Raw genomic sequence first — 25,808 nt, forward strand, 5'->3', positions numbered from 1 at the left:
TCCGCCCTGTTCCTCGGCACGGTTCCGCTTGACGCGACACCGTGATGAGAATAGAAAGTAAACGCGTATTGCAGATATGTCCATATAGTTTTTATCTGGATCCGCTGGAGGACAATTTCGGATGGACGGCCTGACCACCTTGAAGTGGGGCGTGGAGCGCCGACTCGAGTTCATCGAGTTCCGCCTGTTCTGGGAAGGCGGAGTCAATCGCTCGGACATCACCGACATGTTCGACGTGTCGGTGCCGCAGGCGTCGAAGGATTTGACGCTCTATCAGGAGCGTGCGCCGCACAATGCGCTCTACGACAAGAGCGCCAAGCGCTACGTCGCCAGCGAGCAGTTCGAGCCGCATTTTCTAAAGCCCGATCCCGACGGCTATCTGTCCCGCCTGCGTTCGGTGGCCGAAGGCCTAATCGATCTGTCGGATTCGTGGATCACCGAATTTCCCGACACCGACATCGCGCTGACGCCGCGCAGGGATATCGATTCGGCCGTGCTGAGAACGGTGCTGAGCGCGGTGCGCGATAACCGTTCGATCGATGTCCACTATCAGTCGATGAGCAAGGACCGACCCGATCCAATCTGGCGGCGGATCACGCCTCATGCCTTCGGCTATGACGGCTTCCGCTGGCACGTGCGCGCCTACTGCCACGTCACCGACAAGTTCAAAGACTTCCTCCTGCCGCGTATTCTTGGCGTCGGCGAGATGGGTGACGGCGGCGGGCACTCGCTGCAGGACGCGCTGTGGCAGGAGCGGTTCGAGGTCGAGATCGGCCCGCATCCTGACCTGACCGCAAGCCAGAAGGCGGTCGTCGCCAAGGACTTCGGCATGGAGGGCGGCTCGGCCATCCTCACCGTGCGCTACGCCATGCTGTTTTATGTATTGAAGCGCCTGGCCCTGCTGGGCGATGCGGCGAAGCAGCCCGCGCGCAGCCAGCATATCGTCGTCGTCAATTGGGAGGAAACCGAGGTGGCCTTGGAGAAGGCTGAATTCCCGGTTTAGTTGCGAGAGCAGATCAGCAGTGTGTTGCGCGGCGGAAGGGACAAGCGGCATCCTTCGTTCCCCAAGAGCCTTCGGCTTTCTCATCAGCTACCGTTCCGCTCTCGGGACAGTTCCTGCCAAACCGACCACAACCCAGAGCATAATATTTAGCTAGGTGTAGCCGGACACAACCTGCTCATGGACGTACGGCCGCGTGTAACAAAAATCTGAACGGGATTTGTTCATTCTATCTTAAGCGATTTGTTCTGAACTCATTCGTAAGCATATCGATTTCCATTACGATGCAACCTCTGTCCGCGTGGACCTTTTTTATAGTCGCGTCGAATTGCAACCCTTCAATCTGTAGCAAGGTACATAGTGGCCGTCCGACACAGGACGAAAGGGTTGTCGCAGGTAGATTGGAAGGGTGCGAAAGTATGACCCTTCTGCCATCGATCCAGCACCGGCCTTTGCGCAATTCGAGCGAGCACTCGAGCGTTCCTCTTATCCAATAGAACCGCCCCGCGGAAAACGGGAGAGAGCCATCGACCGATGTGAAGGGTTGATCACCATCGTCATTGAAGAGCAACGGCAGGTCGTCCGGGCTCATGCCAGCGAGCTCGAGAACATGGGCGGCAAGACCTGTAATCTTTCTTCGATGAGATCCCGATTCGTCAACTGTCAGGGCAGCGACATTGCGATCATGTTCGCGAAGGTCGAAGTCAATCGCCTCGATCAGCTCTTCGATATCGGAAGCAATCCGCCTCGATCGGGTTGTCGAAAAATCGTGATCGAGGCGAAGAAACTCGGCATGCAGCATAAGGCCGTCATGAGACCCTTCCGCGAAATCCATCCGTTCTAAGGAAGCTTTCGGCCTCTTTGCAAACCGGGGCAGGAGTTTGCTGTAGGTATCGACCCAGATCTGATCGTACATCGCCGCGTCCGCGAGCATCAGTCCGATGGATCGGGCAAGCGATGCCTCAATCGCGCGCTCGTCCGGATGGGACTGGGGATCTATCGGAATGAGCAGCCGAGGTCCCGATCCAGATGCCTGCTGGAAGTCGAGCACACTTACGGCTATATTTGTGAACCGGCGACCGCCTGCCAGTTCTATGGGGAAGGACTGTTCGAAACCCATCCGACGCAAGACTTTGCGGAAAGTATGCTCGTGCCATTGAGTGTTTGCCCAAAACGCGCGCCACCTCATCTGATCTTTAGTTAATACGATCTTCTGGACACGGTCCGACTGCATCGATGTTGGTGAGTTGGACATAATAGCACCTCTACCGGCAAGAACTTACAACCGGTTATAGGATGCTCGCGTCTAGCAGCCCAAGCATCTTCAAGCTCAGCGTTCGTGATGTCCGCTTTGCGCCCCATTCCCAGTCATTCCGGCAATCGGCGCGCGCACCTGAAAGCGGTCACCTATTCTGATCTCCGACAGTGGCAGTCGGGTTGTCGCAAGCGGCAAGCACTTCCTGCAATCCAACCCATTTTTCTATTGCGTTGCAGCAGAAGATCGGGCATTTCTCGACGTCATCGGATTCACCCAGTGTCGGGTGCCTGACCGTCCGATCAGACCTTAAATTTGTTGGCAATGCAGCCGCTCGACCGATCCTTCAGGATTATGCGTCGTAGCGGCTTTTTTGCGTTTGGCGTTCACGTCTGGAGACTGGGAATGCGTTTCATATGCGGGAAAGCGTCGGATGGCCCGACCTCTGGTGGGGATGGGTCGTGAAGGTCAAATACGATAGCCAGTTCCGTCCAGGGACAGTCTGGCTTGTCGGGGGCGGACCCGGAGACCCTGATCTCCTGACGCTGAAAGCGGAGCGGTTGCTTCGGCGTGCGGACATCGTCTTCTATGATGCGCTGGTCGGCCCCGGTGTTCTGGAGTTGATCGGGCCGGAAGCCGAATGCGTGTCGGTCGGCAAACGGTCGGGGCGGCATTCCAGGGATCAGCGCTCGATCGATGCGCTGATCGTGGAAGCGGCGCGAACAGGCAAGCGCGTCGTACGGCTGAAGGGCGGCGATCCGTCCATCTTCGGGCGGGCGAATGAAGAGCTTGAGGCGTGCCGGGCGGCGGGCATTCCGGTGTTCGTCTGCCCCGGCGTCACGGCAGCCAGTGCGGGCGCGGCGGACCTCGGCCTGTCGCTGACCTTGCGCGGACTGGCGCGACGGCTGACCCTTGTCACGGCGCATACGAAGAGCGGCGCTGCGCCCGACGTGGACTGGGCCGCGCTCGCCGACCCGCAGGCGACGCTCGCCGTCTATATGGGAAAGGCCGCTGCAGGCCACGTCTCGCGCGGGCTGATTGCTGCGGGACTTGCACCCGATACGCCCGTGGCGCTGGTCGAGAATGCCAGCCTGCCGGAGAAGCGCGAGTTCTTCACCCGGCTCGACCTGCTGCCTCTCGCCGCAAGGTCCGCCCTGCGCGGCGGACCGGCGGTGATCCTGATCGGCGAGGCATTGCGCGGCGCAAACAGCCGGCGCGAGCTTGCCGGAGAGGAGGCGCAGAATGTCGCAGCCTGACTCTGCGATGTCCTTCATCAAGGCGTCCGAAATCTGGCTGCCGGAAGGCGAGACGCTCGTCTTCGGTGCCGGGGATTACGGGCCGCTCGCTGCCTTCGCCGATGTCTCCTCGCAATCGCAGTTTGCGCATGGCGAAGGACTTCCGGGCAAGGCATGGGCCGAAGGATGTCCCATCGTGCTCGACCAGTTCGATGGTTCCTATTTCCAGCGGACGGTGGCTGCGCATGAGGCGGGGCTGACCTGCGCAATCGCGATCCCCGTTTTTGCGGACGACGCGCTTAAGGCCGTTCTCGTCGTGCTGTGCGGCGATGACGCCGGGCACATCGGAGCCATCGAGGTGTGGGAGGACCGCGACGACCGCCTCCATCTGGAGGCCGGCTATTACGGCGCAGCGGAAGATTTCGGTACAGCATCGCAGGATGTCGTGTTCGCGCATGGCGAGGGTCTGCCGGGCGGCGTCTGGTCTGCGCAAATGCCAGTGCTGATGCGGCAGATCGGTTCACGCCACGGCTTCGTGCGCGGCGAGAGTGCGAAGGCAGCGGGGCTGACGCACGGCCTCGGCATTCCGGTGCAGGCGCCGGACGGTCGCACGCGCATCGTCACGCTGCTGACTGGGGCCGACACCCCCCTCGCCCGCCGGTTCGAAATCTGGGACGCCCGCCCCGAACGTGTCGGCCCGCGCCGCGCGGCAGTGCGGATCGACGGCATTTGCGAGCGCGAGGGACCGCTATGGGCCAAGCAGAACCCGCCGGTCGATATTGTGACCATCACGGCATGGCAGGGGCCGGTCGGGCAAGTGCTCGGCTCCGGCCTTCCGCACATCGTCGGCAACGGAACAGGGCTTCCGGCCGGCTATCGCAGCATGGTCGCCCTGCCGGTTTATCACGGCGAAGACCTCGCCTTCATCACCGCCTGGTATCTGTAAGGGAGCGCAAGGCATGGAAAGACTGGTCGTCATCGGCGCAGGCATGGCCTCGGGACGGGTGCTGGAGCATCTGTTCGAAGCGGGCGCGCCATTCGAGGTCACGCTGTTCAACGCCGAACCGCGCGGCAATTACAACCGCATCATGCTCTCCCCCGTCCTGTCTGGCGAGAAGGCGTTCGAAGAAATCGTGACGCATGACGATGGCTGGTATGCCGAACACGGCGTCACCTGCCGCTTCGGCGAAAAGGTCGTTGCCATTGATCGCAGCCGCAAGGTAGTGGTCGGGGAAAAGGGCGAACTGCCTTACGACAAGCTGATCATCGCGACCGGCTCCGCCCCCTTCATAATTCCACTGCCGGGACACGATCTGCCCGGTGTGGTCGCCTATCGCGATCTGGAAGACACCAATGCCATGATCGCGGCATCGGCCCGGCCCGGCGCGAAGGCGGTGGTCATCGGCGGCGGCTTGCTGGGGCTGGAAGCGGCGGCGGGCCTGCGGCTGCGCGGCATGGAAGTGACCGTGCTGCACCTGATGGGCCATCTGATGGAACGCCAGCTAGACGAAGCGGCGGGTTATCTGCTGAAAAAGGATCTGGAGAAGCGCGGCATCGAAGTGCTGCTCAAGGCCTCGACCAAGGCAATCGAGGGTGATGGCAAGGTCGAACGGGTAGTTCTGGAGGACGGCACCGTGCTAGATGCGGACATCGTCTGCATGGCGGTGGGCATCCGGCCAGCGGGGCAGATCGGTGCTGAGGCTGGGCTGACATGCGGCAAGGCGATCACGGTAGATGCGCAGATGCGCACCAGCGATCCCGATATCTTCGCCGTGGGCGAATGCGTGGAATTCGACGGCAATCTGTTCGGCCTGGTTGCCCCGCTCTACGATCAGGCGCGGGTGCTGGCGAAGACGCTGCTGGGCGAGGACGATGCCTTTGCCATGCGCGAACTTTCGACCAAGCTGAAGGTTACCGGCTGCGACCTGTTCAGCGCGGGCGATTTCGCCGATGGCGAGGGGCGAGAGGATATCGTCTTCCGCGATCCGGCCCGCGGCATCTACAAACGGCTGGTGATCGAAAACGACCGGCTGGTCGGCGCGGTGATGTATGGCGACACGGCGGATGGCAATTGGTTCTTCGGCCTGATCAAGGACCAAACCGATATTGAGGAGATGCGCGACACGCTGATCTACGGCCCGGCATTCCAGGGTGGCGGAGGCGCCTCTGCGGACCCTCTGGCAGCCGTTGCAGCATTGCCGCTTGAAGCGGAGATCTGTGGCTGCAACGGCGTATGCAAGGGGCAGATCGTGGAGGCCATCGGGGCAGGAGCGGACACGCTCGACGCTTTGCGCGCGCAGACAAAGGCCTCGGCCAGCTGCGGCACCTGCACCGGGCTGGTCGAACAATTGCTCGCCGTCACTCTGGGTGACAGTTTCGATGCGGGCGGCGCGAAGCCGGTGTGCGGCTGTACCGATCTGACGCATGAGGATGTGCGTCGCCTGATCAAGGCGCGCGAGCTACGCAGCCAGCCAGCCGTGTGGCAGGAACTGGGGTGGAAGACGGTCAATGGCTGCCCGACCTGCCGCCCGGCGATCAATTTCTACCTCCTGGCGGAATGGCCGCTCGATTATCAGGACGATGCCCAATCGCGCTTCGTCAACGAGCGCAACCATGCAAACATCCAGAAGGACGGCACCTATTCTGTGATGCCGCGCATGTGGGGCGGAATGACCACGCCGGACGAGCTGCTGGCCATCGCGGCGGCGGCGAAGAAACACGGCGCCGCGGTCAAGGTCACCGGCGGCCAGCGGATCGATCTGCTGGGTGTGAAGAAGGAAGACCTGCCGTCAATCTGGGGCGATCTCAATGCCGCTGGGATGGTTTCGGGCCACGCCTATTCCAAGGGGCTGCGCACGGTTAAAACCTGCGTCGGGACGGACTGGTGCCGCTTCGGTACGCAGGATTCCACCGGCCTCGGCATTAAGCTCGAAAAGAAGCTGTGGGGTTCGTGGACCCCGCACAAGGTCAAGCTGGGTGTATCGGGCTGTCCGCGCAATTGCGCCGAGGCGACCTGCAAGGATGTCGGCGTCGTCTGCGTCGATTCCGGTTATCAGATCGGCGTTGCGGGCGCGGCGGGCATGGACGTGCGCGAAACGCAGCGACTGGTCGATGTGGCGACGGAAGAAGAGGCGATCGAATGGACCGCTGCCTTCGTCCAGCTTTACCGCGAGCACGCCAAATATCTCGACCGGCCATACAAGTGGGTGGATAAGGTCGGGCTCGACTGGGTGAAGGACGTGCTCTCCGATCCGGCCGAGCGTGCCGCGCTGAACGAACGCTTCGAAATCTCGCAATCGGTCTATCGCAAAGACCCCTGGGCCGAGCATGCGAGCGAGCCCGAGGCGGAGAAGTTCCAGCCCATTGCCGATCTGACCATGGAGCCTGCCGAATGACCTGGACCGATATCGGAGCCGTGGCCGACATACCCCTGCGCGGTGCGCGCCGGGTGAAAACGGCGAAGGGCTGCATCGCCTTATTCCGCACCGGCGAGGAAGAAGTCTTCGCGACCTCCAACACCTGCGCGCACAAGCAGGGCCCGCTGGCCGAGGGCATCGTGCATGGCCGCAAGGTCACCTGCCCGCTGCACAGCTGGACGTATTCGCTCGAAACCGGCGAGGCGCAGGGCGCGGACGAAGGCACGATTGCGACCTATCCGGTGAAGATCGAAGCGGGGCGCGTGCTGCTGGATGTGAGCGCGCTGGCAGAAAAAGCGGCGGCATGATGCAGCATGTCGAAGCCGGCGAGGTTCGATCGACCTGCCCTTATTGCGGGGTCGGTTGCGGCGTCCTGCTGAAGCCCGATGGCACGGGCGGTCTGGCGGTGCGGGGCGATCCCGATCACCCGAACAATCGCGGGCGCCTGTGTTCCAAGGGATCGGCGCTGGGCGAGACGGTGGGTCTCGCGGATCGCCAGCTTACCCCGCAGATCGGGGGACAGGATACCGATTGGGAAGAGGCGCTGAACCTCGTCGCCGCCGAATTCCTGCGCGTGCGCGAGGAATACGGCCCCGATGCGACGGCGTTCTACGTCTCGGGCCAATTGCTCACCGAGGACTACTACGTCGCCAACAAGTTGATGAAAGGCTTCATCGGCAGCGCCAATATCGACACCAATTCCCGGCTGTGCATGGCGTCCTCCGTCGCGGGACATAAACGCGCTTTCGGGACGGACACCGTGCCGGGCGTCTACGAGGATCTGGAAGAGGCAGATCTTGTAGTGCTGGTCGGATCCAATCTGGCATGGTGTCACCCGGTTCTCTACCAGCGTATCGCCGCTGCCCGTGCCGCGCGACCGCAGCTGAAGCTGGTCGTCATCGATCCGCGCCGCACGGCGACCTGCGCGGAGGCCGACCTCCACCTGCCGCTGGCGATCGGTAGCGATGTCGCGCTGTTCAACGGCTTGCTGGCCGAAATCAGTCGGCGCGGCGCGGTCGATACGGACTATGTCGCGGCTCATACCAGCGGGCTGAAAGAAGCTCTGAAGGCTGCCCGAGGAGACGATCCGGATGCGACCGGCCTCGACGAGGATGAGCTCGCCGCGTTTTACGATCTGTGGATCGGCACGGACAAGACCGTCACCGTCTACAGCCAGGGGGTGAATCAGTCTTCCGCCGGGACGGACAAGGTCAATGCGATCATCAACTGCCATCTCGCAACCGGGAGGATCGGCAGGCCTGGCACGGGGCCGTTTTCCGTGACCGGTCAGCCCAATGCGATGGGCGGGCGCGAGGTCGGCGGGCTAGCAAATATGCTTGCCTGCCACATGGAGCTGAAGGACGAACGGCATCGCAAGGCGGTGCAGCAATTCTGGAACGCTACGGCCCTGCCGCGCGAGAACGGCATGAAGGCGGTGGAGATGTTCGATGCGGTGGCCGATGGCCGCGTCAAGGCGCTGTGGATCGTCCACTCGAACCCCGCCGTGACGATGCCCGATGCGGACCGTGTACGCCGCGCGATTGCCGACTGTCCTTTCGTGGTCGTCTCCGACATAACGCTGCGCACCGATACGGCGCGGCTGGCCGATGTCTTCTTGCCCGCCGCTGCATGGGCAGAGAAGTCTGGCACGGTCACCAATTCGGACCGCACGATCAGTCGTCAGCGCGCCGCCTTGGCCGCACCCGGCGATGTGAAACCTGACTGGGCGATCATGGCGGAGGTAGGGCGGCGCATGGGCTGGAAAGAGGCCTTCGCATGGGACGGGCCCGCGCAGATTTTCGACGAATATGCGCAGCTTTCGGCCATTGCGGGGAAATTCGGGCTGGACTTCGATATATCGAGCATGAGCGGCAAGGACGCTGCGGCCTACGACCAGATGGCTCCGCTACGCTGGCCGCAATCGCCTGATCAAAAAGGTGGTCGCTTCTTCGCAGACGGTCAGTTCTTCCACGCCGACAAGCGCGCGCGGATAGTGCCCGTGAGACACCGCGCGCCTAAGGCCGCGCTGAGCCGCAAGCTGCCCTTCCGCCTCAACACCGGGCGGCTGCGCGACCAATGGCACACGATGACGCGCACCGCGCTCTCGCCGCGCCTTTCCGCCCATCTGCCCGAACCCTTCGTCGATATGCGTCCCGAAGATGCCGCGCGGCTGCACTTGAAGCCCGCCGATATGGTGCGGCTGAGCAATGCATGCGGCAGCGCAATCCTGCGGCTGCGCGAAAGCACCGAAGTGCAGCCCGGCACGCTGTTCGCGCCGATGCACTGGACTGGCGAGAACGCCCCAGCATCGCGGATCGACGTGCTTGTCCCTTCCGTTACCGATCCGCTGTCCGGCCAGCCGGAGAGCAAGGCGGCATCGGTCCGGGCGGAGCGGTTTGCAGCCGGCTGGTATGGCTTTGCCATAGCGCAGGACCGCTTTTCTCCGACCTGCGAATATTGGGCGATGGCGCGCACCAGTGCCGGCTGGCGGGCGGAGCTGGCTGGGAAGGAGCGGCCCACCGACCCGGAAAGCTGGGCGCGCGCGCTGTTCGCCTTTCCCGATGCGCCTGCCCAGGTGATGGTGGACGAAGCTCGCGGCAGCTTTCGCATGGCGTTTTTCGAAGACGAGACTCTGCTCGCCGCGATTTACCTTGGCCGACAGCCCGTGTCGCTGATGCGCGACTTCCTTGTCGGCCTGCCGGGTAGCGATGCGGTATGGGCGCTTGCCGGGCAGTCGCGCGGGGACATGCCCGATCCCGGCCCGGTGGTGTGTTCGTGCTTTTCCATCGGTCGCAACACCATCCGCCGCGCGATCGAGAGCGAGGGGCTCACCAGTGTCGAACAGATCGGCGCGGCAACCTCTGCGGGGACAAATTGCGGGTCGTGCAAGGCGGAGCTTGGCCAGATCCTCGCCGCGATGGTCTCAACCGAGCCGGCCGAATAGGATAACCGCCAGCACCAATGCGGCAAGAGTCGCGATCAGTGCCCAATTTCGCCACATCTCTTTCGACCCGCGTTCGATCAGCGGGACGAACTCGGTCCGCATCAACGCCGTGCTCTCGCCCGCGCGGCCCAGCGCGCCGACGAATTCCGACATCGCCTGCGGTCGCGTGGCTGGATCGTGCGACAGGGCGCGCTGGAGAACCTGCTCTACCGCGGGAGGCAAGTCGGGGCGAAGGCGGTCGAACACTCCGCGGAGCCGATCCTCTTCGCTAGTCGAGATACGCGCAGCCCCCTCGCGGGCGAAGGGCAGTTGCCCGGTCAGCATCTCCCAGATGATCGCGGCGATGGAAAACAGGTCGGACAACGACTTCGCCTCGCCGCCGGTCAGCAATTCGGGCGCGATGTAATTGAGCGAGCCTTCGGGCCAGTCCGCAATCGGCTCACTACGCAGATCGGCGAAACCGGTCACCTGGGCGGAACCGAAATCGATGATCTTGGCCGTGCCATCGGCCGCGATGATGATATTTTCAGGCTTCAGATCGCGATGGACGATATTCATACGATGAAAGACGCGCGCCGCCGAAACGATCGAGCGCACCAGCGGCAATATCTCGTCCACCGAGGGTTCGGGATGATCCGCCATCCACTGCCGCAGCGTAGTCCCCTCGACAAATTCGGCGACGAAATAGAGGAAGCGGCTGTCCTCGCCCGGCAGGATCTGCATGACCTGCCGGTCGCGGATGCGGCGCCCGACCCATTGCTCCAGAACGAACCCCTCGAGATAGCGCAGATCACCCGCGAAATTGGTCGAAGGAGCCTTGAGCACATATCGGCCCTCGCGTTCGGTCCGCTCGACCAGGTAGACATGGCTGCGGGTAGACGCGTGCAGCACTTGCACCACGCGCCACCCGTCGAGGCGATTGCCGACCTCCATGACCGGCGGAATCGTCCGCCGCGTCAGGCGGCTGTGCGCTTCCGACAAAGTCTCGGACGGCAGCGCCTGAGCCAGCACCATCAGGCAGGACACATTGTCCGTGCTTCCGGCCGCCAGCGCTGCATCGCACAGCGCGCGCGATGTCGTTTCGAGGTCGGCGCGGTTGCCAAGAGCCGCCTCGCGAAGGATGGCGACCATCTCTTCCACGCCCAGCGAGCCGTGGATGCCATCGCTGGTCAGCAGGAACAGATCCCCGTCGCACGCAGGCTCCAGCCGGTAATCGACCTTGATATCGGCATCGATGCCCAGCGCGCGGGTGAGGACTTCCGACTGGCCTAGATAGGGCGCGCTGTGATCTTCGGTCAGCAGCGTCAGCTTGCCGTCTCGCAGGCGATAGCAACGCGTGTCGCCGATATGGACGATATGCGCGGTGGTGGAGCGCAGGATCAGCGCGGTGAACGTGGTGGCGAAGCCTTCGTTATCGGCAATCCCGCTGCGATTTTGCGAATGAAACCAGCTGTTGAGCGAGCCGAGCAGACGCGACGCGCAGTTCTGCACCGTCCAGCTTTCGGGCGCATCGTAGAAATCGCGGGTGAATTGCAGCACCGCCAGCTGAGCCGCCCGATCGGCATTGCGCGCGCTCGACAACCCATCGGCGATGCACGCGACCACGCCGCGCAGGTGCCTCTGATACTCATTGTCCGGCACCTTACCGACGATGGCATCGTCGTTACGCGCCTTCTGCCCCGCGGCGCTGTGGCCGCCCATGGCAGCCTTCAACGCGTTGGAGGGGAGCTGTTCGTGCACGGTTTTCCTGTCGATATCCGGCAAACGACAACTCCCCTCGCTTAGACGGTTCAGGCCGATTGCGGCGTTCGCCCGACCTGGATCATGGTGACGCTGCCGTCTTCATCCACCTCGGCGATCTCGCCCGTCGGCTCTTCGAGCAGCAGCAGGGAGATGAAGCCGATTACGGCCGTCCCGGCAATTACCATGAAGAAAGTCGAGGCATCGACCACCGAATAGACAATCAGGTAAATCACCGCGCCGACGTTGCCGTAAGCTCCGGTCATCCCGGCGATCTGCCCGGTCAGCGAACGCTTGATCAGCGGAACCACGGCGAACACAGCGCCTTCACCCGCCTGCACGAAGAAAGAGCAGACCATCGCTGCGACCACCGCAAGCCATACCGGCCAGGTAGGATCGACGATCCCCATCAGGGCATAGCCGACCGCGAGGCCCCCGGTCAGGATCAGCAGCGTCGACTTGCGGCCAAAGCGGTCGGACAGCAACCCGCCGCCCGGACGCGACATCAGGTTCATGAAGGCATAGGCCGAGGCAACCATGCCCGCGACGACCGCCGACAGACCGAAAGTGTCGGCAAAGAACAGCGGCAGCATCGAAACCACCGCCAGCTCCGAACCGAAAGTGGCGAAATAGAGGATATTGAGAATTGCCACCTGCTTGAACTTGTAGCGCTGGAATTCCGGCACTTCGCCGGTCAGCACATTGCGATTGGCGCGCACGGCCAGCATGGCATCATAGGCATAGAGCATTGCCAGTCCGACATAGACTGCCAACGCGGTGCCCTGGGTGAAGATATCGACATTCGTCAGCCGCCAGGCAAGCGCGCCCAGCGCGAGGTAAAGCGGCACCTTCATCACCAGCAGCAGCCACAGATCGCCCTTGGAGGTTACCTCCATCGCAGTGGCATTGCGCGGCTTGAAATATTTTGAGCCTTCGGGAACGTCGCGCACGCTGGCGTAATAGATGAAGCCATAGACCAGCGACATCGCCCCGGTCAGCCCGATCGCCCAGCGCCAGCCGTCGTCGCCGCCAAACCACAAGGCGATCGTCGGCAGGGTAAAAGCCGCAGCGGCAGAGCCGAAATTGCCCCAGCCGCCATAGATGCCCTCTGCCGTGCCCAGCTCGTTCGCGGGAAACCATTCCGACACCATGCGGATGCCAATGACAAAGCCTGCCCCAATGAAGCCGAGTGCGAAGCGCGCTAGCGCCAGTTGGAGGAAGCTGTCCGCAAGCGCGAACACGAAACAGGGGATTGAAGCGCCGATCAGCAACGCGGAATAGACCCGCCGCGGCCCGTAAAGGTCGGTCAGCATCCCGATCACGATGCGCGCGGGAATGGTCAGCGCGACATTGAGGATCAGCAGCGTGGTGACCTGATCCTTTGTAAGGCCGAGCGTCTCCTGAATGGCCTGCAGCATTGGCGCGAGGTTGAACCAGACCACGAAGGTCAGGAAGAACGCGAACCAGGTCAGATGCAGGGTCCGCATCTTTCCGGTGAACGAGAACAGATTGAACGAAGTCGACATTGATCAGCCCTCCAGTATCAGAACGAGATTTCGGCTTGCAGCCAGAGTTTTTCGGTATCGACGGCGAAAGTGTCCGCGTCGTAATCGGCGTATTTCACCAGCAGGGAGACCGGACCGGCCTTGAAACCCAGTGAAGCGTCCCATTCGGTGCCGAGGTCTTGGCTGCCGAAGTCGCTGTCGAACTGGTGATAGGTGACGCTCGCGTTGAACCCGGGCAGCAGGCGGATGCCGCCGAAACTGCGCCCGACCGTCACGTAATAGTCGCGCACGCCGAAGGTCGGCGTGTTCAGGAAAACATCTGCCCAGCCATTGAAGGCATGAAGCGTAGCCATCGGTGTCTGGAAGGCTGCGACGCCGCCATCACTGCCCAGTTCCTCGTACCCCGCCGTGAGGCCGAAGCCAGCCACGGTCGCGCCCAGCTTCACGCTGTAATAGGGCGCGGTATAATCTACCGGATTGGCTCCATAGTCCGACTGGGTCGCGACGCTCGCCTCCGCTTTCAATGCGAACAGGCCGGGCAGTTCCAGATCGGCGTTGGCGCGCAAACCGTAGGTCTGGCTGGAGAATGCGATGCGATCGTCGTAATCGATGAGATAAGCGAAGGCTTTCGCATCCACGCCCGCGACTTCAACCCCGCCATTCAGGAATACGAAGTCGCCGTCGAAATGCTCATTCGGGCTATCGACGCCGAAAATCGTGCGCTGGCTGACTGCGTAGGTCGCATCGAATGTGGCTGGACCGATGGTCGCCTGGCCGCGGATGGCATCGAAGGTCTGTTCGTTCTGCCGCCACCCGACATTGCCCACAAAACGGGCATTATCGAGTATGATGCGCTGGCGTCCAATCGTCGCGCCGTTGCCCTCGTCCATTACCGAAAGCTGAAGCCGATTGAGCTCGAAATTCTCTGGGTCCGCAACCACCGGAAACGGCTCGATGCCGTTGAATGGCAAGGTGTCGTTGTAATCGTCGGCCAGCGCGAGCGTGCCTTCGGCTTCGGCGATCAGTGACACGATCCCCGCCTTGATCTCCGCCCCGGCGCGCAAGCGGGCGGTAAGCGCCCCGGCGTCGTCCAGCCCACTGGCCTGATCCACGGCTTCGTAGCGCAGCCGCGCGGCCACTATGGGATCGATCGTAACCCCATCTGCCACCTCTATCGGCGGGAGTGGGCTCTCTTGCGCGAATGCAGGACTGGCGATCGATCCCATCACCGCTCCTATCGAAAGTACCAGACTCTTTTTCATCGAACTGCCTCCGATTGCTCGGCCTTTGGACAGTCCCTCCCGCACTTCGTCGGGGATCGATTTCCCGCACGCATACAAAAAAGCCGCTGCGACCCGATCGGTCGAAGCGGCGACATTGCCACGCATTTTCGAAGTTCTCGCTCCGACACTCCAGTGAACCCACCCTTGGGCACACGCCGGAACAACACTTTAATATGTGATTCATTGGTGCGATGCAATAGACCGTAACTGCAAGCCGCAAATGCACGGGGCCGTTGACTTTCGCAAAGCCGCTGGCTCACATCGGCGTATGCACCATCCGAACTTCGCGCAGTAGCATGACGGACTTTGCGACCATCATCGCTTGCGGCGGCAAGGCCACACGTTTCGGCGCGGACAAGCGACAGCAGGCACTTGGCGGACAAACGCTTCTGGAAAGAGCCATCGCAAGAGCCGCGGTTTATGGCGGCCCGGTTGCCCTCGCCGTCACCGAACGGACGCAGGCTCCCGAAACGGATCTGCCGGTGCTCGTCGATCCGCGGGGCGATATGGGCCCGATCGGGGCGCTCGCCAGCGGTTTCGGCTTCGCATGCGAGGTCGGCTGCGCCCACGTGCTGCTGATCGCCAGCGATCAGCCGTTCCTGCCCAACGATCTGCCTCGGCGACTGGCGGACGCGCGCGGAGACGCAGGTGTGGCGCTTCCTGTAAGTTCGGGGCACGACCAGAATATGGCGGGTCTTTGGCGATGCGACCGGCGAGCGCTCGACGCCTATCTTGCGTCGGGTCGGCGTTCGTTATGGGGATTTGCCGAGCAAGTGGGAATCGCGCGCGTCGAGTGGGATGAACAAGGCGCCGATCCTTTCGCCGATATCGATACGCAGGCCGATCTGATTGCCGCCCAAGCGCGGATCATAAGGGAATAGCACGAACCATCGCCCCTGCTGCCTGCGCTTGGGCATGCGCTTCGCGCCAGATCAGCCAAGTGCTCTGGGCCAAGGGGGCTTGAGCGCCGCTTTCCTGATTGGCAACGGGCTTCAGCCCAGCCTGATCGAGGCGCGCCCGAAGGAAGGTTTCGCGTGACCCGCCTGGTTCCAGAGCCGCCGCCAGCGGTAGCGGTACGGTCTGAATCTCGGCCGGAGCATCCCCACCTTGCAAAGCGATCAGCAAGGGGGCCGCAAACAGGCGCGCGGTCACCAATGCGGAACCGGGATTGCCCGGAAGGCCGAGCACATATCTCCCACCAGCCGTGCCGAACCACACCGGCTTTCCGGGCTTGATCGCTACCTTGGAAAAGGCAAATTCCAGCTCCGCACCGGCGAACATCGGCTTGGCGAAATCGCGCTCGCCCACCGATGCGCCCCCGATGACGATCACGCAATCGGCCAGCGAAAGCGCATGGGTGGCGATGTCTTCGAGCGCGGCAAGATCGTCTCCTGCGCGGAATATCTGCACGATCTTCACGCCATAACGCTCTGCCAGTGCAGCAACCCCATAGCTTGCCGAATCCGGTTGGCGGTTGGCACTGGCCGCAGCCGATCCGGGCGAGACCAGTTCTTCTCCGGTCACGATGATAGCGACCCTCGGCTGCCGGGCGACCGCGACGTCGGCCTTGTCCGCCCCGGCCAGTGCGATCATGGCGGCAGGCGAGAGACGGGTGCCCCGCTCGATCATAAGCGCACCTGCGGCGAAATCGCCGCCACGTTTGCGGATGTGCCTGCTCGGCCCGAACCCTTGCCCGAAGGTGACCGTATCCCCGCTACGCTGCGCATATTCCTGCATCACGACGCAATCGGCGCCCGCAGGCACGTGCGCGCCTGTAAAGATGCGCACCGCCTGTCCCTCACCGAGCGGAGCCGTGAACGGTGTGCCTGCGAAAGCTTCGCCGACTACCTTCAGGCTTTGGCCCGATCGCGCCTCGTCGAGCCGCACCGCATAGCCATCCATCGCCGAAATATCGGCGCGGGGTGCGTCGATCTCGGCGTGGACAGTCTCGGCCAGCACCCGCCCGCGCGCATCGGATACCGCGACCCGCTCGCTTTCCAGTGGGCGGACCATCGACAGTGCCCGCGACATGGCTTCGTCAAAAGCGATCATGATGAGTGCCTCTTCGATCAGCCGTGATCTTCGGCAGTTTCATCGCTGGCCCGCAACATAGGCTTCGACTTCGTCGGGGTCGAATATCCGACCATCGAAAAAGCCATTCGAACTCAAGGTAATCCGGCCTTGCTCGGCACCCACGGCAAGCGAACCGTCAATGCTGCCTTCGACCTTCGAACTTGCCCCGGGCAGCAGGTCTCCGGTCCCGCGCAGGGCCTGCCGATAGACATCCGGACGAAAAACGCGCCCGGCGCGCTCCGCATCGCCAGTGTCGAATGGCTTGCCTTCCCAGAGAATGAGCTGGGAATAGAGCCACTTCGCCTGGCTGATCCACGGGAAGTTCGCCGCTTCGTTGTACTGGAACATGAAATCCGGATAGGAGCTTGTGCCCCTGCCTGCCTCCAGCACAATCTCATCGGCGATGTCCCGACCGATTATTTCTGCCGAGCCGTCGAGATATTCCGGTCGGGCGAGAATTGCGGCGGCGCTTTCCCTGTTCGCCGGATCGACGAACCATTTGCCCGCCTGTCGCATGGCGCGAATCAGCCCCTCGACCGCCTCGGATCGTTCCCCAAGGCGCGCTTCCTTGACCGCCAGAACCTTTTCCACGCCCCGCCGCCAGATCTGCGCGGTGGCCAGAACGATCCGCCCCGCGCCGCGATCCACGGCGACCGAGTTCCACGGCTCGCCCACGCAAGACCCGTCGATCTCGCCCGATTCCAGTGCATCCGCGCTGAACGGCGGGGCCACGGTGACGATCTCGATATCGACATCGGGGCGAATGCCGCAGGCGGACAGCCAGTATCGCAGCATGTAATTATGCGAGGAATGGCGATGTACCACGCCGAACCGCAGCGTGCGGCCATTCGCAGCCGCCTTCTCAGCCTGCTTCGCCAACGCCGCGCCGACAGCGGCCGGATCGCCGAGGACCGGCTCGGGACAAACCGCATCCGCCAATTCGGTTCGCAGGGTGATCGCATTGCCATTGAGGCCGAGCACGAATGGCGCAGCAAGCTTCTGTGGCGGTCGCCCGATGCCCATGGTCGTCGCGATGGCCAGAGGCGCGAGCATGTGCGCGGCATCGGTATGGCCATAGAGCAGTCGATCGAGCACGGTCGCCCAGGTGACATCGCGCGTCAGTGCGAGGTCCAGCCCCTCCTCTTCCGCAAATCCCAGTTCCCGCGCCAGAATAGGCAGGCAGGCATCGACCAGCGGCAGGAATCCAATGGTCAGTTTCTCGCTCATCGATCCCCTTTCATCAGTTCGTGCGCCGTCACCACAGCCTCGGCGATCGCTGCGATCCGCTTGTTCGAATCCATCGCCTTGCGTCGCAATTCGGCATAGGCTTCGGGTTCGGTCCAGCGTCGCTCGGCCATGAGAATCCGCTTGGCCTGATCGATCTGATCGCGCTCGTGCAATCGTCCGCGCGCCTTGGCCAGATCCTCTTCCAGACGGGCGAAGGCATGGAACCGCTTGACGGCCAGATCCAGCAAGGGCCGGATACGCGGTGCGGAAAGCCCATCGACGACATAGGCCGATACGCCTGCATCGATCGAGGCCGCGATCGCCTGGTCATCGGTTTCATCGACGAATATCGCGATGGGCCGCGCCAGCGCTCGGCTGACGGCGAAATATTCTTCCAGCACGTCGCGCGCGGGGTTGCCGAGATCCATCAGCACGATGTCCGGCTCGATTTCGGCAATGCGGGACAGCAGACCCTTGCGCTCAGAGAGAACGAAGATTTCCGAGCCTTCGAAGGCGCGCAGGCCTTCCTCTATTATGGTGGCCCGTGCCCGGCTCTCATCAATCACCGCAATCCGCATCCGCTGATTGTGCAGCGCAGCATTGAGATGCGCAAGCCGCAGGTAGAAATAATGACTTCGAGCAGCTCCGAGGCAGTATTTTTCCGACGCACATTCCGGTGTCAGCGAACTCTGGCACCTGCAGCGCGTCTGTGCTCCTGGCCATCTCCATTCGTGAGCAAAGCCGAGATCGGAGACCAGCTTGCGTGCTTTCGATCACCTTGAATCCAGCTCATGTCGAAGGCTGAGGAAATCATGCCGTAGCGGCAGAAAAGCCGATTTTCTCACCAATTCCCGACTGTCAGCTAACGGCCCAATCTCTGCCATTTGATCGGCCTATTCACAGGCTTCCACACGACCGGTGTAGCTGTATCCAACCTGCTCTTGACCGCGTCGCCGTCGATTGCATTACGCGCAACGGCAGCTTCGCGCCCTCATGTCGGCCATTTGAGCTCGCTTGAATCTTTTCCGAAAGCTGCCTGTCGTGAGCATCAGCCCAGATGGCAGCTTCGCACCTTAGCAACCACTCCTTGCGATCGGCGTGCTGTCCCCCCCGAGAGTGGGCGTCGGTTCAGCACAAGGGATCGCTGCAAATGTGCGCACCTATTGCGACCGCCTTGGTCGGCAGCGCCGAGGCATTGCATAACAAATGCAACGATAACGGGTCGGTATCCTCGCTAGAACGGGGATAGTTGTGGGGCTGCGATTAATAGAACTTATACAGTTCTCGCGCCTTCGCGTTGGGATTGTCAAATGGCTCGGAGAAAAAGGGCAAAAAGCCGTGTGCATTAAGCTACAATGGCGAAATGCCTCGCCAACTCGTTCGTGATGCGGTGCAGCTGCCGTGTTTCTCGGTCGATGCAGCACAGGGTCGTGTCCACTTCGGCGACAGACACGCTGCCGCGGCTGAACTGTATTTCGAATTGCGAGCGGGAACCACGAAAGCCCCTGAGGAGGACTTTCGCCTCGAGCTGGTCGTCGAGAAACGCCTCGCTGCGATATTTGATGTCGTGGCGCAGGGCGATCCATGCGATCTTTGCGACCTCCTCCGCCGGCGCATGTGCGACCCAATAGGCGGTGATCGCCTGCTGCACCCAGGTCAGATAGACCGCATTGTTGACGTGATCGAGCTCGTCGATCGCATCAGGGCCGACCGTGATGGGATAGACGAAAGCCGAACCGCCCCCCTGCCCCCTCTGTGGGTTCATGGGCTCGCGCCTTCTTCCCATGCGCCATCGCCAATCCAGCGCAGCGCCGTTAGCGAGGGCATGAACATGTATTCCCCGCCGCGCAGCCGGTTGAAGGTGGTCACGCCATCGATTTTTCGGCGCACCGGCGTTTCGGGAATGGTAAAGGTCCCGGGCGTCTGGTGCAGGCCGACGACCGGATCCCGTTCTTCGCCCAGATCGACGAAGTTGCCACGGTTGATCCATTCCTGCTGGAGAAATTCGATCGTATCGAAGGCCCTGGCGCTGATGAAGATGAAGAACAGCCCGCGATCTTCCTGCGCATCGACTTCGGATGTCACGTCGCGGCTCCATTTCGGTCCATAGGTAGACGAGCGCCTGATAATGCGGTGGATGTTCACGTCGCTGAGGATCGTAAGCTGGCTGTCGCGCGGATTGAGGCGGCGCATGTGCGCGGCGTGCGGACAGACAAGGCCGCGATGATCGTCTTCGTAAGAGAAGTCGTTGTTGCGCTGCGGATCGGCACCGAGCTCCGGATCATCCCGTTCCGGCGCAAGCGGCAATGGCGCACCGCTCTGCCACCGGCCGAACATTTTCGCGGCGATATAATCCTGCTCGGCTTCGTCGGCGGATTGTCCGCGCAGGAAGTCGTTGAAGGCGCCGACCCGGCTCTGGTATTTGCGCAGCACGATGTATGACCCGTTGCGCCCAAGCGGTTCGGGTTGCGGCATGGCGAGCGGGCTGCCGGTCTCACTGTCCTCGCCCAAGATGAATTCTCCAGGCGCGATAGCGCGCTCCTGACCGGGCAAGGGGTCGACCCCGCTCCCGTCGACCAACGGCTGCGAAATGCTGTCGCGAAAGCCGAAGGGGTTCTTTGCGTCCTCGTCGGCACCGAAACGGTGCGTACCGATCAGCGTGATGCCGGTGGATTTTTCCAGTTCGGCCTCGGCCTTTGCCAGCACGCCGTCGAGCGCATCGTCGTCGCGCGCATAAATGGTCAATGCGATATGGCAGGTGCCGGGGCGATAGGGATCCTCCCATGTTTCGGGCGCGTTTTCGCCTAAATCGCGTAGTTGCTCGGCACGAGCGGCCATGCCCTGCTGGAAGGCCAGCGGAAAACTCCCCAGCGAGGTTTCCGGCAGCCCGAGTGCCTTCAAGCCATCGTAGCTGATGGCGACGCCGGTCCACGAATCTAGTTCATCCGTCCACCCCGATGCAGCAGGGATATGGGCGGCCAAGCGTCGTAAAAGATCCCGACCACCCGCGGCCTCGTCGACATGGATCATCGAATGGATGCCGACATAGGGTTCGGGCCGGGATCGCAGGATCAGCGCCTGGATATCGTCGAGCTGGAGCTTGACCTTGTCGGGACGGAAGCGGGCGGAAAGTTCTTGGAGAATGCCCATGTCAATAATCCACGCCCTCGGGTTGCGCGATAGCCGTGCTCAGCTCGTCGAGAGCCTGGCGGGTGGCGGGATCCATATCTGCATTCGCCCGGGATTTTTCGAGGAAGTCCTCCAGCGCGTGCTCCATCCGCTGGTACCGGCGAGTATCCACAACGGTCACCTGCGGATTTGCGACGAACCAGCCCGATGCATCGATCTGGTGATCGGCGATGAAGTCTTTCACCTCGGGACTGTCGATGCCCGGCCATCCTTCGATGTTGGCGAAGAGCAAGTCCATCAAGCCGGGAATCTTGGTGGCGAAATCGTTGATGTAAGTGTCCCAATCGCCATCATAGGTGGTGGCGAACAGGATCCGCGTATCGTCGTCGAAGAAAACGAAGCGCATATCGTGCAAGGTCGACACGCGCTGCGCGCCGTCCATATTGCCGTTGGTCAGATCGAAGATCCGGCGCAGGCGATCCGCCCCGCCCGGCTTCACCTTGGCGATAGCAGTCAGTTCGGACACATTGCCCGACTGCATGCCTGCGCGCCCCGCCTTGTTGGCAGTGCCCTTGTAATCGGGATTGTGGTCACGGATCATCGCTTCCAGCGCAATTTTCGCCAGCTGCGGCAAGTCTTCTGCCAGCTCGCGCGCACGGCGGCGGATTTCTTCGGGCTTGCTCTCATCGGCAAGACGCGGATCGATGCTTTTGGTCATGGCGCGCTCCTTTTGCGCTTGGTGGTCAATCGGGAATGTCGGACAGGGCCTGCGGCTCTATGCGCGGGCGATCGTTCTGGGTGTGACGATAGGCGCTGGACCGTTCGTAGGCCGCGCGGCGAATGCGCATGATGCCGCCCAGCGGACGATGCGCCTCGACGCCGTTCCATGGATTGAACGACAATACATCGTCGCCGAACACCTGGCGTGGCGGGCTGTAGGGGCCTTGGCTGTCGAAGCGCAGCGTGGCGACGGCACGATGAGGAGACTTTTCCTCTTCCCACAACACCGCCGCATCTTCCACCGGCATCGTTTCGAGATCGGTGCAGAGCTGCGCGCGCAATTCATATTCGGCGCCGTTCGCGCGGAAAAAATTGCCGATCACGTCGCGCATAGTCGAATATTGAACGTCTCCGAGATCCCGACCGGTCAAATCGCGCACGGATCGGGATTTCGGGGCGAGCGACAGTTTGGCTACATGGTCGCCGAACCGGACAGCGGCCTGCGTATGATAGGTTTCGCCGAGAGGATGATTGTTGTCGCGCGCCAACCCCTCGAGCGTCGCGCTCGGCACCTTGCCCACCGCTTCCAACGCATCCTTCGCGCCGCGCGCCACGCCGGCAACGAGCCGCTGAAAGAAGTCGGGCGCATGCGCGTTCTTTTCGAGCAGACCCAGCATCTGCTTGTATTTCGGGATCGTGCCGAAGGCGAGCACCGGGAAATTCACCATCAGGAAATCCTGGTTCTCGCCGCCGATGTCGGGCGAAAGCCGGTCACCCGGAACGCCGATCACCTTGATCGCGAAACCGCGCGGGGCCGGAACCTCGTCCGAATGGATATCGCCCGGCGCGGACGAAAGCCGCGCGACGACCTCGTAGGTCTTCGGAGAAGCGAAGATGCCCTGCGCAAGCTCAGCCGACAGACCGTCCTGCACGGTCATGCTACCCTTAAGGATCGCGTGCGATTTCGCATGGGCATCGCGATGGGCGTGCCGATGCCGTTCGAACGCGTTGCGCGCCGTCGCATTCATCTGTTCGACGATCTCGCGCGTCAGCCGCTGTTCGTCGGGATCGACTTGCTCGACATCGGGGGTGAACCGTATGGGCTGCATGGGCAACAACTCCTGCCTGTTTCGCCTGCTGGAAAGGATCGACGGGAAACCGATCCTCTGGTCGGGCATTTGAAATATCAAGTGATATCTGAAAATTTGGTTCCGAAAATCAGGACTTTTGAGACGGATCGAGCACCATGAGCGGCGAAACCACCAGCAAATCGCGTCGGCAAAGCCAGGCGGAAACACGCGCCAAGCTGATCGAATCGGCCGAGCGGCTGATGATCGCCCATTCTATCCCGGCACTTTCCGTGCGCCAGCTCTGCGCCGACGCCGGATTTACGCAAGGCGCCTTTTATTCGAACTTCGAGAGCAAGGAGTTGCTGCTGCTCGAAGTCATGGAAGGTCACTTGGCCGAACAGCGGGACCGACTGGAAGACCTCGCCGCCTCGATCCCGGAAGCCGATATCGACCAGGCCATGCAAACGCTTGCTGCGTGGCTAGCCCACATCCCCGATCGCCAGGCCTGGGCGGCGCTGGCGCTGGAATTGCAGCTCTATGCCTTTCGCAACCCGGAATTCCGCGCGCAGTACAAGGCTGCGGAGGCGCGTGTAACGGCCCAGTTCCGGGTTCTGATCGAAGGCCTGGCCGCCCAGTTTGGGCAGCCACTCCGCTTGCCCGCCGATGTCATCACCGAAACCTTGCTCATACTCTGGCATACCGCGGTCTTGCGATCGGGCGACGGCACCCAGCCGGAAGAAAGTTACGTGAAGGTCTTCAGGCAGATCATGTTCGGCGAACCGTCAGCCGGATAGCGTTGCGTGACCGCCACCATACCGCGTAAGATCTTACGCATTTTGGGAGAATGTTTGGCGCGCGAGTGGCGGTTTTTCAACAGCAGACGTGCTCACCATTGTGGTACAGGTAACCTCCTGCGCTGGAGAGCTGTCCTGTTTGCCCGAGCAGGCGGGTAGGACACGCGCGCGCCTCCAGCGTCAGATATCGAGGCACAGCAAGAAACCGAAGTCGTAGCATATGGCTCGCTCGCGTTCAGCGTGATCAGTATTGCGTAGCGGCTATCGGTTTGGGCGGTTTGCTTCAAGGCCACAGCGCGCGCAAAACCTCGTCCACCAACGTGTCTTGCGCCTGCGCGCCCACCTCTCCCGACCGCATTGTCGCGGCCAGCCGTCCTTCGGTGGCCAGATGCGCCAGTCCGTGCGCGGGGGCGATGGCGGCGATCAGGCGCGGATCCAGTCGCTCGAACTCGGGGGTCGGCACGCCGAGGCCGCGTGTTCCGGCAGCGGCGGCGGCGAGCGGGCGCATCGCCCGATAGGCCGCAGCCCGCAGGTCATCGTCCTCCAATTCGATCAAGTCGGTGCGGCCCATCAGGCGGAAACGGCCCGTGTTGTCGCGCGCGAACCTAACATAGACGGCGGTCAGCGCGCGCAGCGCCGCGTTGCCTTCCAGCCCCTCTGCCGCGCCTGCCAGTTGCTTGCCCAGTGCCTTGTAACTGCGCCGCGCCACCTGCGTCAGCAAGCCCGCCATGTTCTCAGTCGAACCTTCGCAACGCTGGCGGACCCGACCCGCCGGGCGCTGCTCACGCACCTGCGCGAAGGAGAGTTGACCGTGAGCGATCTCTCGGCGCCATTCGATCAGACCCTCGCCGCCGTTTCCAAGCTCCTGCTTGTCCTCGAGCGCGCCGGGCTTGTTGAGCAGCGACGTGAGGGGGCGCGTCGCCCGCGCCGCCTCGTCGTGGCGCCGCTAGCCGCAGCCGAGGCCTGGATCGCACGCTACCGCAAGTTCTGGACGGGAAGTCTGGACAGTCTCGACACGCATCTTCGCAGCAACGGCAAAGACATCGATGGACAAGGATAAGCAGCATTCTCTCGAACTCGAGCATCGGTTCGACGCCCCGCCGCAGGAGGTTTTCGCGGCCTGGACCAATCCGACGGAAATAGTGCGCTGGTGGGGACCCAAAGAGTTCAGGACTACCTCGTTCGATGCCGACGTCCGCGAGGGCGGCGAATCGCGCGCGGTCATGGTCGGCGAGGACGGGAAGGAACTGCCGCACGGTGGCCGTTATCTGACCATCGAGCCTCCGCGCCTGCTCGTGTTCACATTCCGTTGGGAAGAGCCCGATGCCTCTGAGACGGAGATGCGGATCAACTTCGAACCGGACGGAAGCGGCACGAAACTAACCCTTACGCAAGCTCCGTTCGACGATGTCGAAGAGCTTAACCGCATGCTAGTGACCATCCCGACCCTATCAGACAAATGATATTACGGTCGTTGCGGAATGTCGGCAATTGCGATCCCAAACCCAGAAAGCGGACTGACCGCTGGCGGCCCATTGGCGGACCATCGAGTGAGCTGCCTGGCGGGTTGAAGTCTCACGAACGACTATCTTTCGATCGCACACGGGCAGCGCCAGCCGGCCAACACTTCGGGCAGGGGCCGGGACCGCGATATTTGTGGCCGCGCCTACATGTTTTCCACCCGTTGTTGGCTTCCATTCGCGTGTTGCCTTCCTTGCGCTCACCCAATCTTTTAACTCGAATGCTCTGCGCCGAGCATGCTTTTCAACTCTTCTGCCTTCCGAGGTTCGAGTCCCGCTGCCGCGAGGACTTCGCTCGCGAAGCTCGCAGGGGCAGGGGCCGGAGCAGTGATGATGTCCTTATCGCGAACGGCCTTCGGCTTATCGACGTACCTACCTGTGCCCGAGTACGCTTCGACGTATTTCCTAAGATAATCAGGCCCGTTAGATGTGTGGCTGACATCATCGAGCATACCGGCACGGGCCAGGGCGATCGTTCCACCGCAAATGCCAGCGATGATGCAACCTGACTGACGCGCTTGCCTCAACTTTTGACCAATTTTCAAGCCATCGTCAGCCTCGAAAGCGGGACCCCCGCAAACCACGACGACGCCATCGTCCGGTGCTTCGAACCTCGCAGTTTCGGCGATCGGTAGGCCTGCAGCAGACGTAAGAGCGCCCCCCGTTGGAGATACGAACCGAAATTCCGCCTCGTAAAAGGCACGGCCAGCACCGCACAACGGTGCAATTTCCCAGTCCGAATAACCTTCTGTGAGGACAACTGTGATGGGGCGCATTGATGAACCCTTCGGCTTCCCGAGTTTTTGACGATAATACCCAACACCAATCCGTGAATGGTCGGCCCGGTTCCATCCCCTTGGGGAAGTTCGAGTAAGAGCAGGGCATGTCCTTATGACC

23 protein-coding genes are annotated in these 25,808 nt (G+C 62.2%); 10 read left to right on the forward strand and 13 right to left on the reverse strand.

The window, feature by feature from the left end; genetic code table 11:
- Positions 1-121 precede the first annotated feature (121 nt).
- Positions 122-1,003 (forward strand): WYL domain-containing protein, encoded by an 882-nt coding sequence (locus VWN43_RS11575; protein ID WP_067468599.1) that lies wholly within the window; start codon positions 122-124, stop codon positions 1,001-1,003.
- Between the two features lie 226 nt (positions 1,004-1,229).
- Here the strand turns inward: VWN43_RS11575 and VWN43_RS11580 are convergent, their stop codons facing one another.
- Entirely contained in the window at positions 1,230-2,120 is an 891-nt protein-coding gene (locus VWN43_RS11580; protein WP_161940294.1) for a hypothetical protein, read from the reverse strand.
- Between the two features lie 551 nt (positions 2,121-2,671).
- Between VWN43_RS11580 and cobA the strand changes: the two genes are divergently transcribed.
- From cobA to VWN43_RS11605, 5 genes are read left to right on the forward strand one after another with little or no spacing between them, the layout of a single operon-like run.
- Positions 2,672-3,511 carry a uroporphyrinogen-III C-methyltransferase gene (gene cobA / locus VWN43_RS11585; protein ID WP_082834741.1) on the forward strand — a complete coding sequence of 280 codons (840 nt, stop codon included), beginning with the start codon at positions 2,672-2,674 and terminating at the stop codon, positions 3,509-3,511.
- A complete protein-coding gene (locus VWN43_RS11590; RefSeq protein ID WP_067674926.1) occupies positions 3,498-4,436 on the forward strand; it encodes a GAF domain-containing protein in 939 nt (312 codons plus the stop codon). The genes cobA and VWN43_RS11590 overlap by 14 nt, the downstream gene beginning before the upstream one ends.
- Positions 4,437-4,449: 13 nt before the next feature.
- The gene (gene nirB / locus VWN43_RS11595) at positions 4,450-6,885 is read left to right on the forward strand and encodes a nitrite reductase large subunit NirB (RefSeq protein WP_067674923.1); all 2,436 of its coding nucleotides are present in this window, start codon (positions 4,450-4,452) and stop codon (positions 6,883-6,885) included.
- Positions 6,882-7,214 carry a nitrite reductase small subunit NirD gene (nirD, locus tag VWN43_RS11600; RefSeq protein ID WP_067674920.1) on the forward strand — a complete coding sequence of 111 codons (333 nt, stop codon included), beginning with the start codon at positions 6,882-6,884 and terminating at the stop codon, positions 7,212-7,214. The genes nirB and nirD overlap by 4 nt, the downstream gene beginning before the upstream one ends.
- A complete protein-coding gene (locus VWN43_RS11605) occupies positions 7,211-9,850 on the forward strand; it encodes a nitrate reductase (protein ID WP_233457397.1) in 2,640 nt (879 codons plus the stop codon). Before nirD ends, VWN43_RS11605 begins: the two co-directional genes overlap by 4 nt.
- Here VWN43_RS11605 and VWN43_RS11610 read toward each other — a convergent pair.
- Genes VWN43_RS11610 through VWN43_RS11620 form a run of 3 tightly spaced genes read right to left on the reverse strand, consistent with a single transcriptional unit; the run spans position 9,830 to position 14,483 of the window.
- A complete protein-coding gene (locus VWN43_RS11610) occupies positions 9,830-11,590 on the reverse strand; it encodes a bifunctional protein-serine/threonine kinase/phosphatase (RefSeq protein WP_156492857.1) in 1,761 nt (586 codons plus the stop codon). The genes VWN43_RS11605 and VWN43_RS11610 overlap by 21 nt on opposite strands.
- 50 nt (positions 11,591-11,640) lie before the next feature.
- Positions 11,641-13,116 carry a NarK family nitrate/nitrite MFS transporter gene (locus VWN43_RS11615; protein ID WP_219150303.1) on the reverse strand — a complete coding sequence of 492 codons (1,476 nt, stop codon included), beginning with the start codon at positions 13,114-13,116 and terminating at the stop codon, positions 11,641-11,643.
- Positions 13,117-13,133: 17 nt separating this feature from the next.
- Positions 13,134-14,483 carry an alginate export family protein gene (locus VWN43_RS11620; RefSeq protein ID WP_320181611.1) on the reverse strand — a complete coding sequence of 450 codons (1,350 nt, stop codon included), beginning with the start codon at positions 14,481-14,483 and terminating at the stop codon, positions 13,134-13,136.
- Positions 14,484-14,674: 191 nt separating this feature from the next.
- Between VWN43_RS11620 and mobA the strand changes: the two genes are divergently transcribed.
- Positions 14,675-15,259 (forward strand): molybdenum cofactor guanylyltransferase, encoded by a 585-nt coding sequence (mobA, locus tag VWN43_RS11625; protein WP_067674914.1) that lies wholly within the window; start codon positions 14,675-14,677, stop codon positions 15,257-15,259.
- On the opposite strand, the gene VWN43_RS11630 is transcribed toward mobA, so the two are convergent.
- The 7 genes from VWN43_RS11630 to VWN43_RS11660 form a co-directional block, all read right to left on the reverse strand.
- Positions 15,246-16,430 (reverse strand): molybdopterin molybdotransferase MoeA, encoded by a 1,185-nt coding sequence (locus tag VWN43_RS11630; RefSeq protein WP_067674911.1) that lies wholly within the window; start codon positions 16,428-16,430, stop codon positions 15,246-15,248. The two genes, mobA and VWN43_RS11630, sit on opposite strands and share 14 nt — an antisense overlap.
- Positions 16,431-16,469: 39 nt before the next feature.
- Positions 16,470-17,678: a CmpA/NrtA family ABC transporter substrate-binding protein gene (locus tag VWN43_RS11635; RefSeq protein ID WP_067674908.1), complete on the reverse strand. Its 1,209-nt coding sequence runs from the start codon at positions 17,676-17,678 to the stop codon at positions 16,470-16,472.
- Positions 17,675-18,256 carry an ANTAR domain-containing response regulator gene (locus VWN43_RS11640; protein WP_067674905.1) on the reverse strand — a complete coding sequence of 194 codons (582 nt, stop codon included), beginning with the start codon at positions 18,254-18,256 and terminating at the stop codon, positions 17,675-17,677. Before VWN43_RS11640 ends, VWN43_RS11635 begins: the two co-directional genes overlap by 4 nt.
- A gap of 767 nt (positions 18,257-19,023) precedes the next feature.
- A complete protein-coding gene (locus tag VWN43_RS11645; protein WP_054526858.1) occupies positions 19,024-19,443 on the reverse strand; it encodes an acyl-CoA thioesterase in 420 nt (139 codons plus the stop codon).
- Complete coding sequence (locus VWN43_RS11650) at positions 19,440-20,828, reverse strand: Dyp-type peroxidase (RefSeq protein ID WP_320181610.1); 1,389 nt, start codon at positions 20,826-20,828, stop codon at positions 19,440-19,442. Before VWN43_RS11650 ends, VWN43_RS11645 begins: the two co-directional genes overlap by 4 nt.
- Before the next feature lies 1 nt (position 20,829).
- The gene (locus VWN43_RS11655; protein ID WP_050599578.1) at positions 20,830-21,525 is read right to left on the reverse strand and encodes a hypothetical protein; all 696 of its coding nucleotides are present in this window, start codon (positions 21,523-21,525) and stop codon (positions 20,830-20,832) included.
- Between the two features lie 25 nt (positions 21,526-21,550).
- On the reverse strand, positions 21,551-22,636 hold the full coding sequence (locus VWN43_RS11660) for a catalase family protein (protein ID WP_054526860.1): 1,086 nt from the start codon (positions 22,634-22,636) through the stop codon (positions 21,551-21,553).
- A 137-nt stretch (positions 22,637-22,773) separates the two neighbouring features.
- Here VWN43_RS11660 and VWN43_RS11665 point away from each other — a divergent pair, with 137 nt between their 5' ends.
- Positions 22,774-23,391, forward strand: coding sequence for a TetR/AcrR family transcriptional regulator (locus tag VWN43_RS11665; protein ID WP_054526861.1), 618 nt, complete (start codon positions 22,774-22,776; stop codon positions 23,389-23,391).
- Positions 23,392-23,674: 283 nt separating this feature from the next.
- On the opposite strand, the gene VWN43_RS11670 is transcribed toward VWN43_RS11665, so the two are convergent.
- Positions 23,675-24,121, reverse strand: a complete 447-nt coding sequence (locus tag VWN43_RS11670) for a TetR-like C-terminal domain-containing protein (protein ID WP_233457398.1) — start codon at positions 24,119-24,121, stop codon at positions 23,675-23,677.
- Between VWN43_RS11670 and VWN43_RS11675 the strand changes: the two genes are divergently transcribed.
- Positions 24,065-24,451: an ArsR/SmtB family transcription factor gene (locus VWN43_RS11675; protein ID WP_225982191.1), complete on the forward strand. Its 387-nt coding sequence runs from the start codon at positions 24,065-24,067 to the stop codon at positions 24,449-24,451. The genes VWN43_RS11670 and VWN43_RS11675 overlap by 57 nt on opposite strands.
- Positions 24,438-24,854, forward strand: a complete 417-nt coding sequence (locus tag VWN43_RS11680; protein WP_219150307.1) for an SRPBCC family protein — start codon at positions 24,438-24,440, stop codon at positions 24,852-24,854. Before VWN43_RS11675 ends, VWN43_RS11680 begins: the two co-directional genes overlap by 14 nt.
- 269 nt (positions 24,855-25,123) lie before the next feature.
- Here the strand turns inward: VWN43_RS11680 and VWN43_RS11685 are convergent, their stop codons facing one another.
- The gene (locus VWN43_RS11685) at positions 25,124-25,687 is read right to left on the reverse strand and encodes a DJ-1/PfpI family protein (protein WP_219150309.1); all 564 of its coding nucleotides are present in this window, start codon (positions 25,685-25,687) and stop codon (positions 25,124-25,126) included.
- Positions 25,688-25,808 lie beyond the last annotated feature (121 nt).

Origin of the sequence: Qipengyuania sp. HL-TH1, assembly GCF_036365825.1 — a bacterium.
GTDB lineage: Bacteria > Pseudomonadota > Alphaproteobacteria > Sphingomonadales > Sphingomonadaceae > Qipengyuania > Qipengyuania profunda.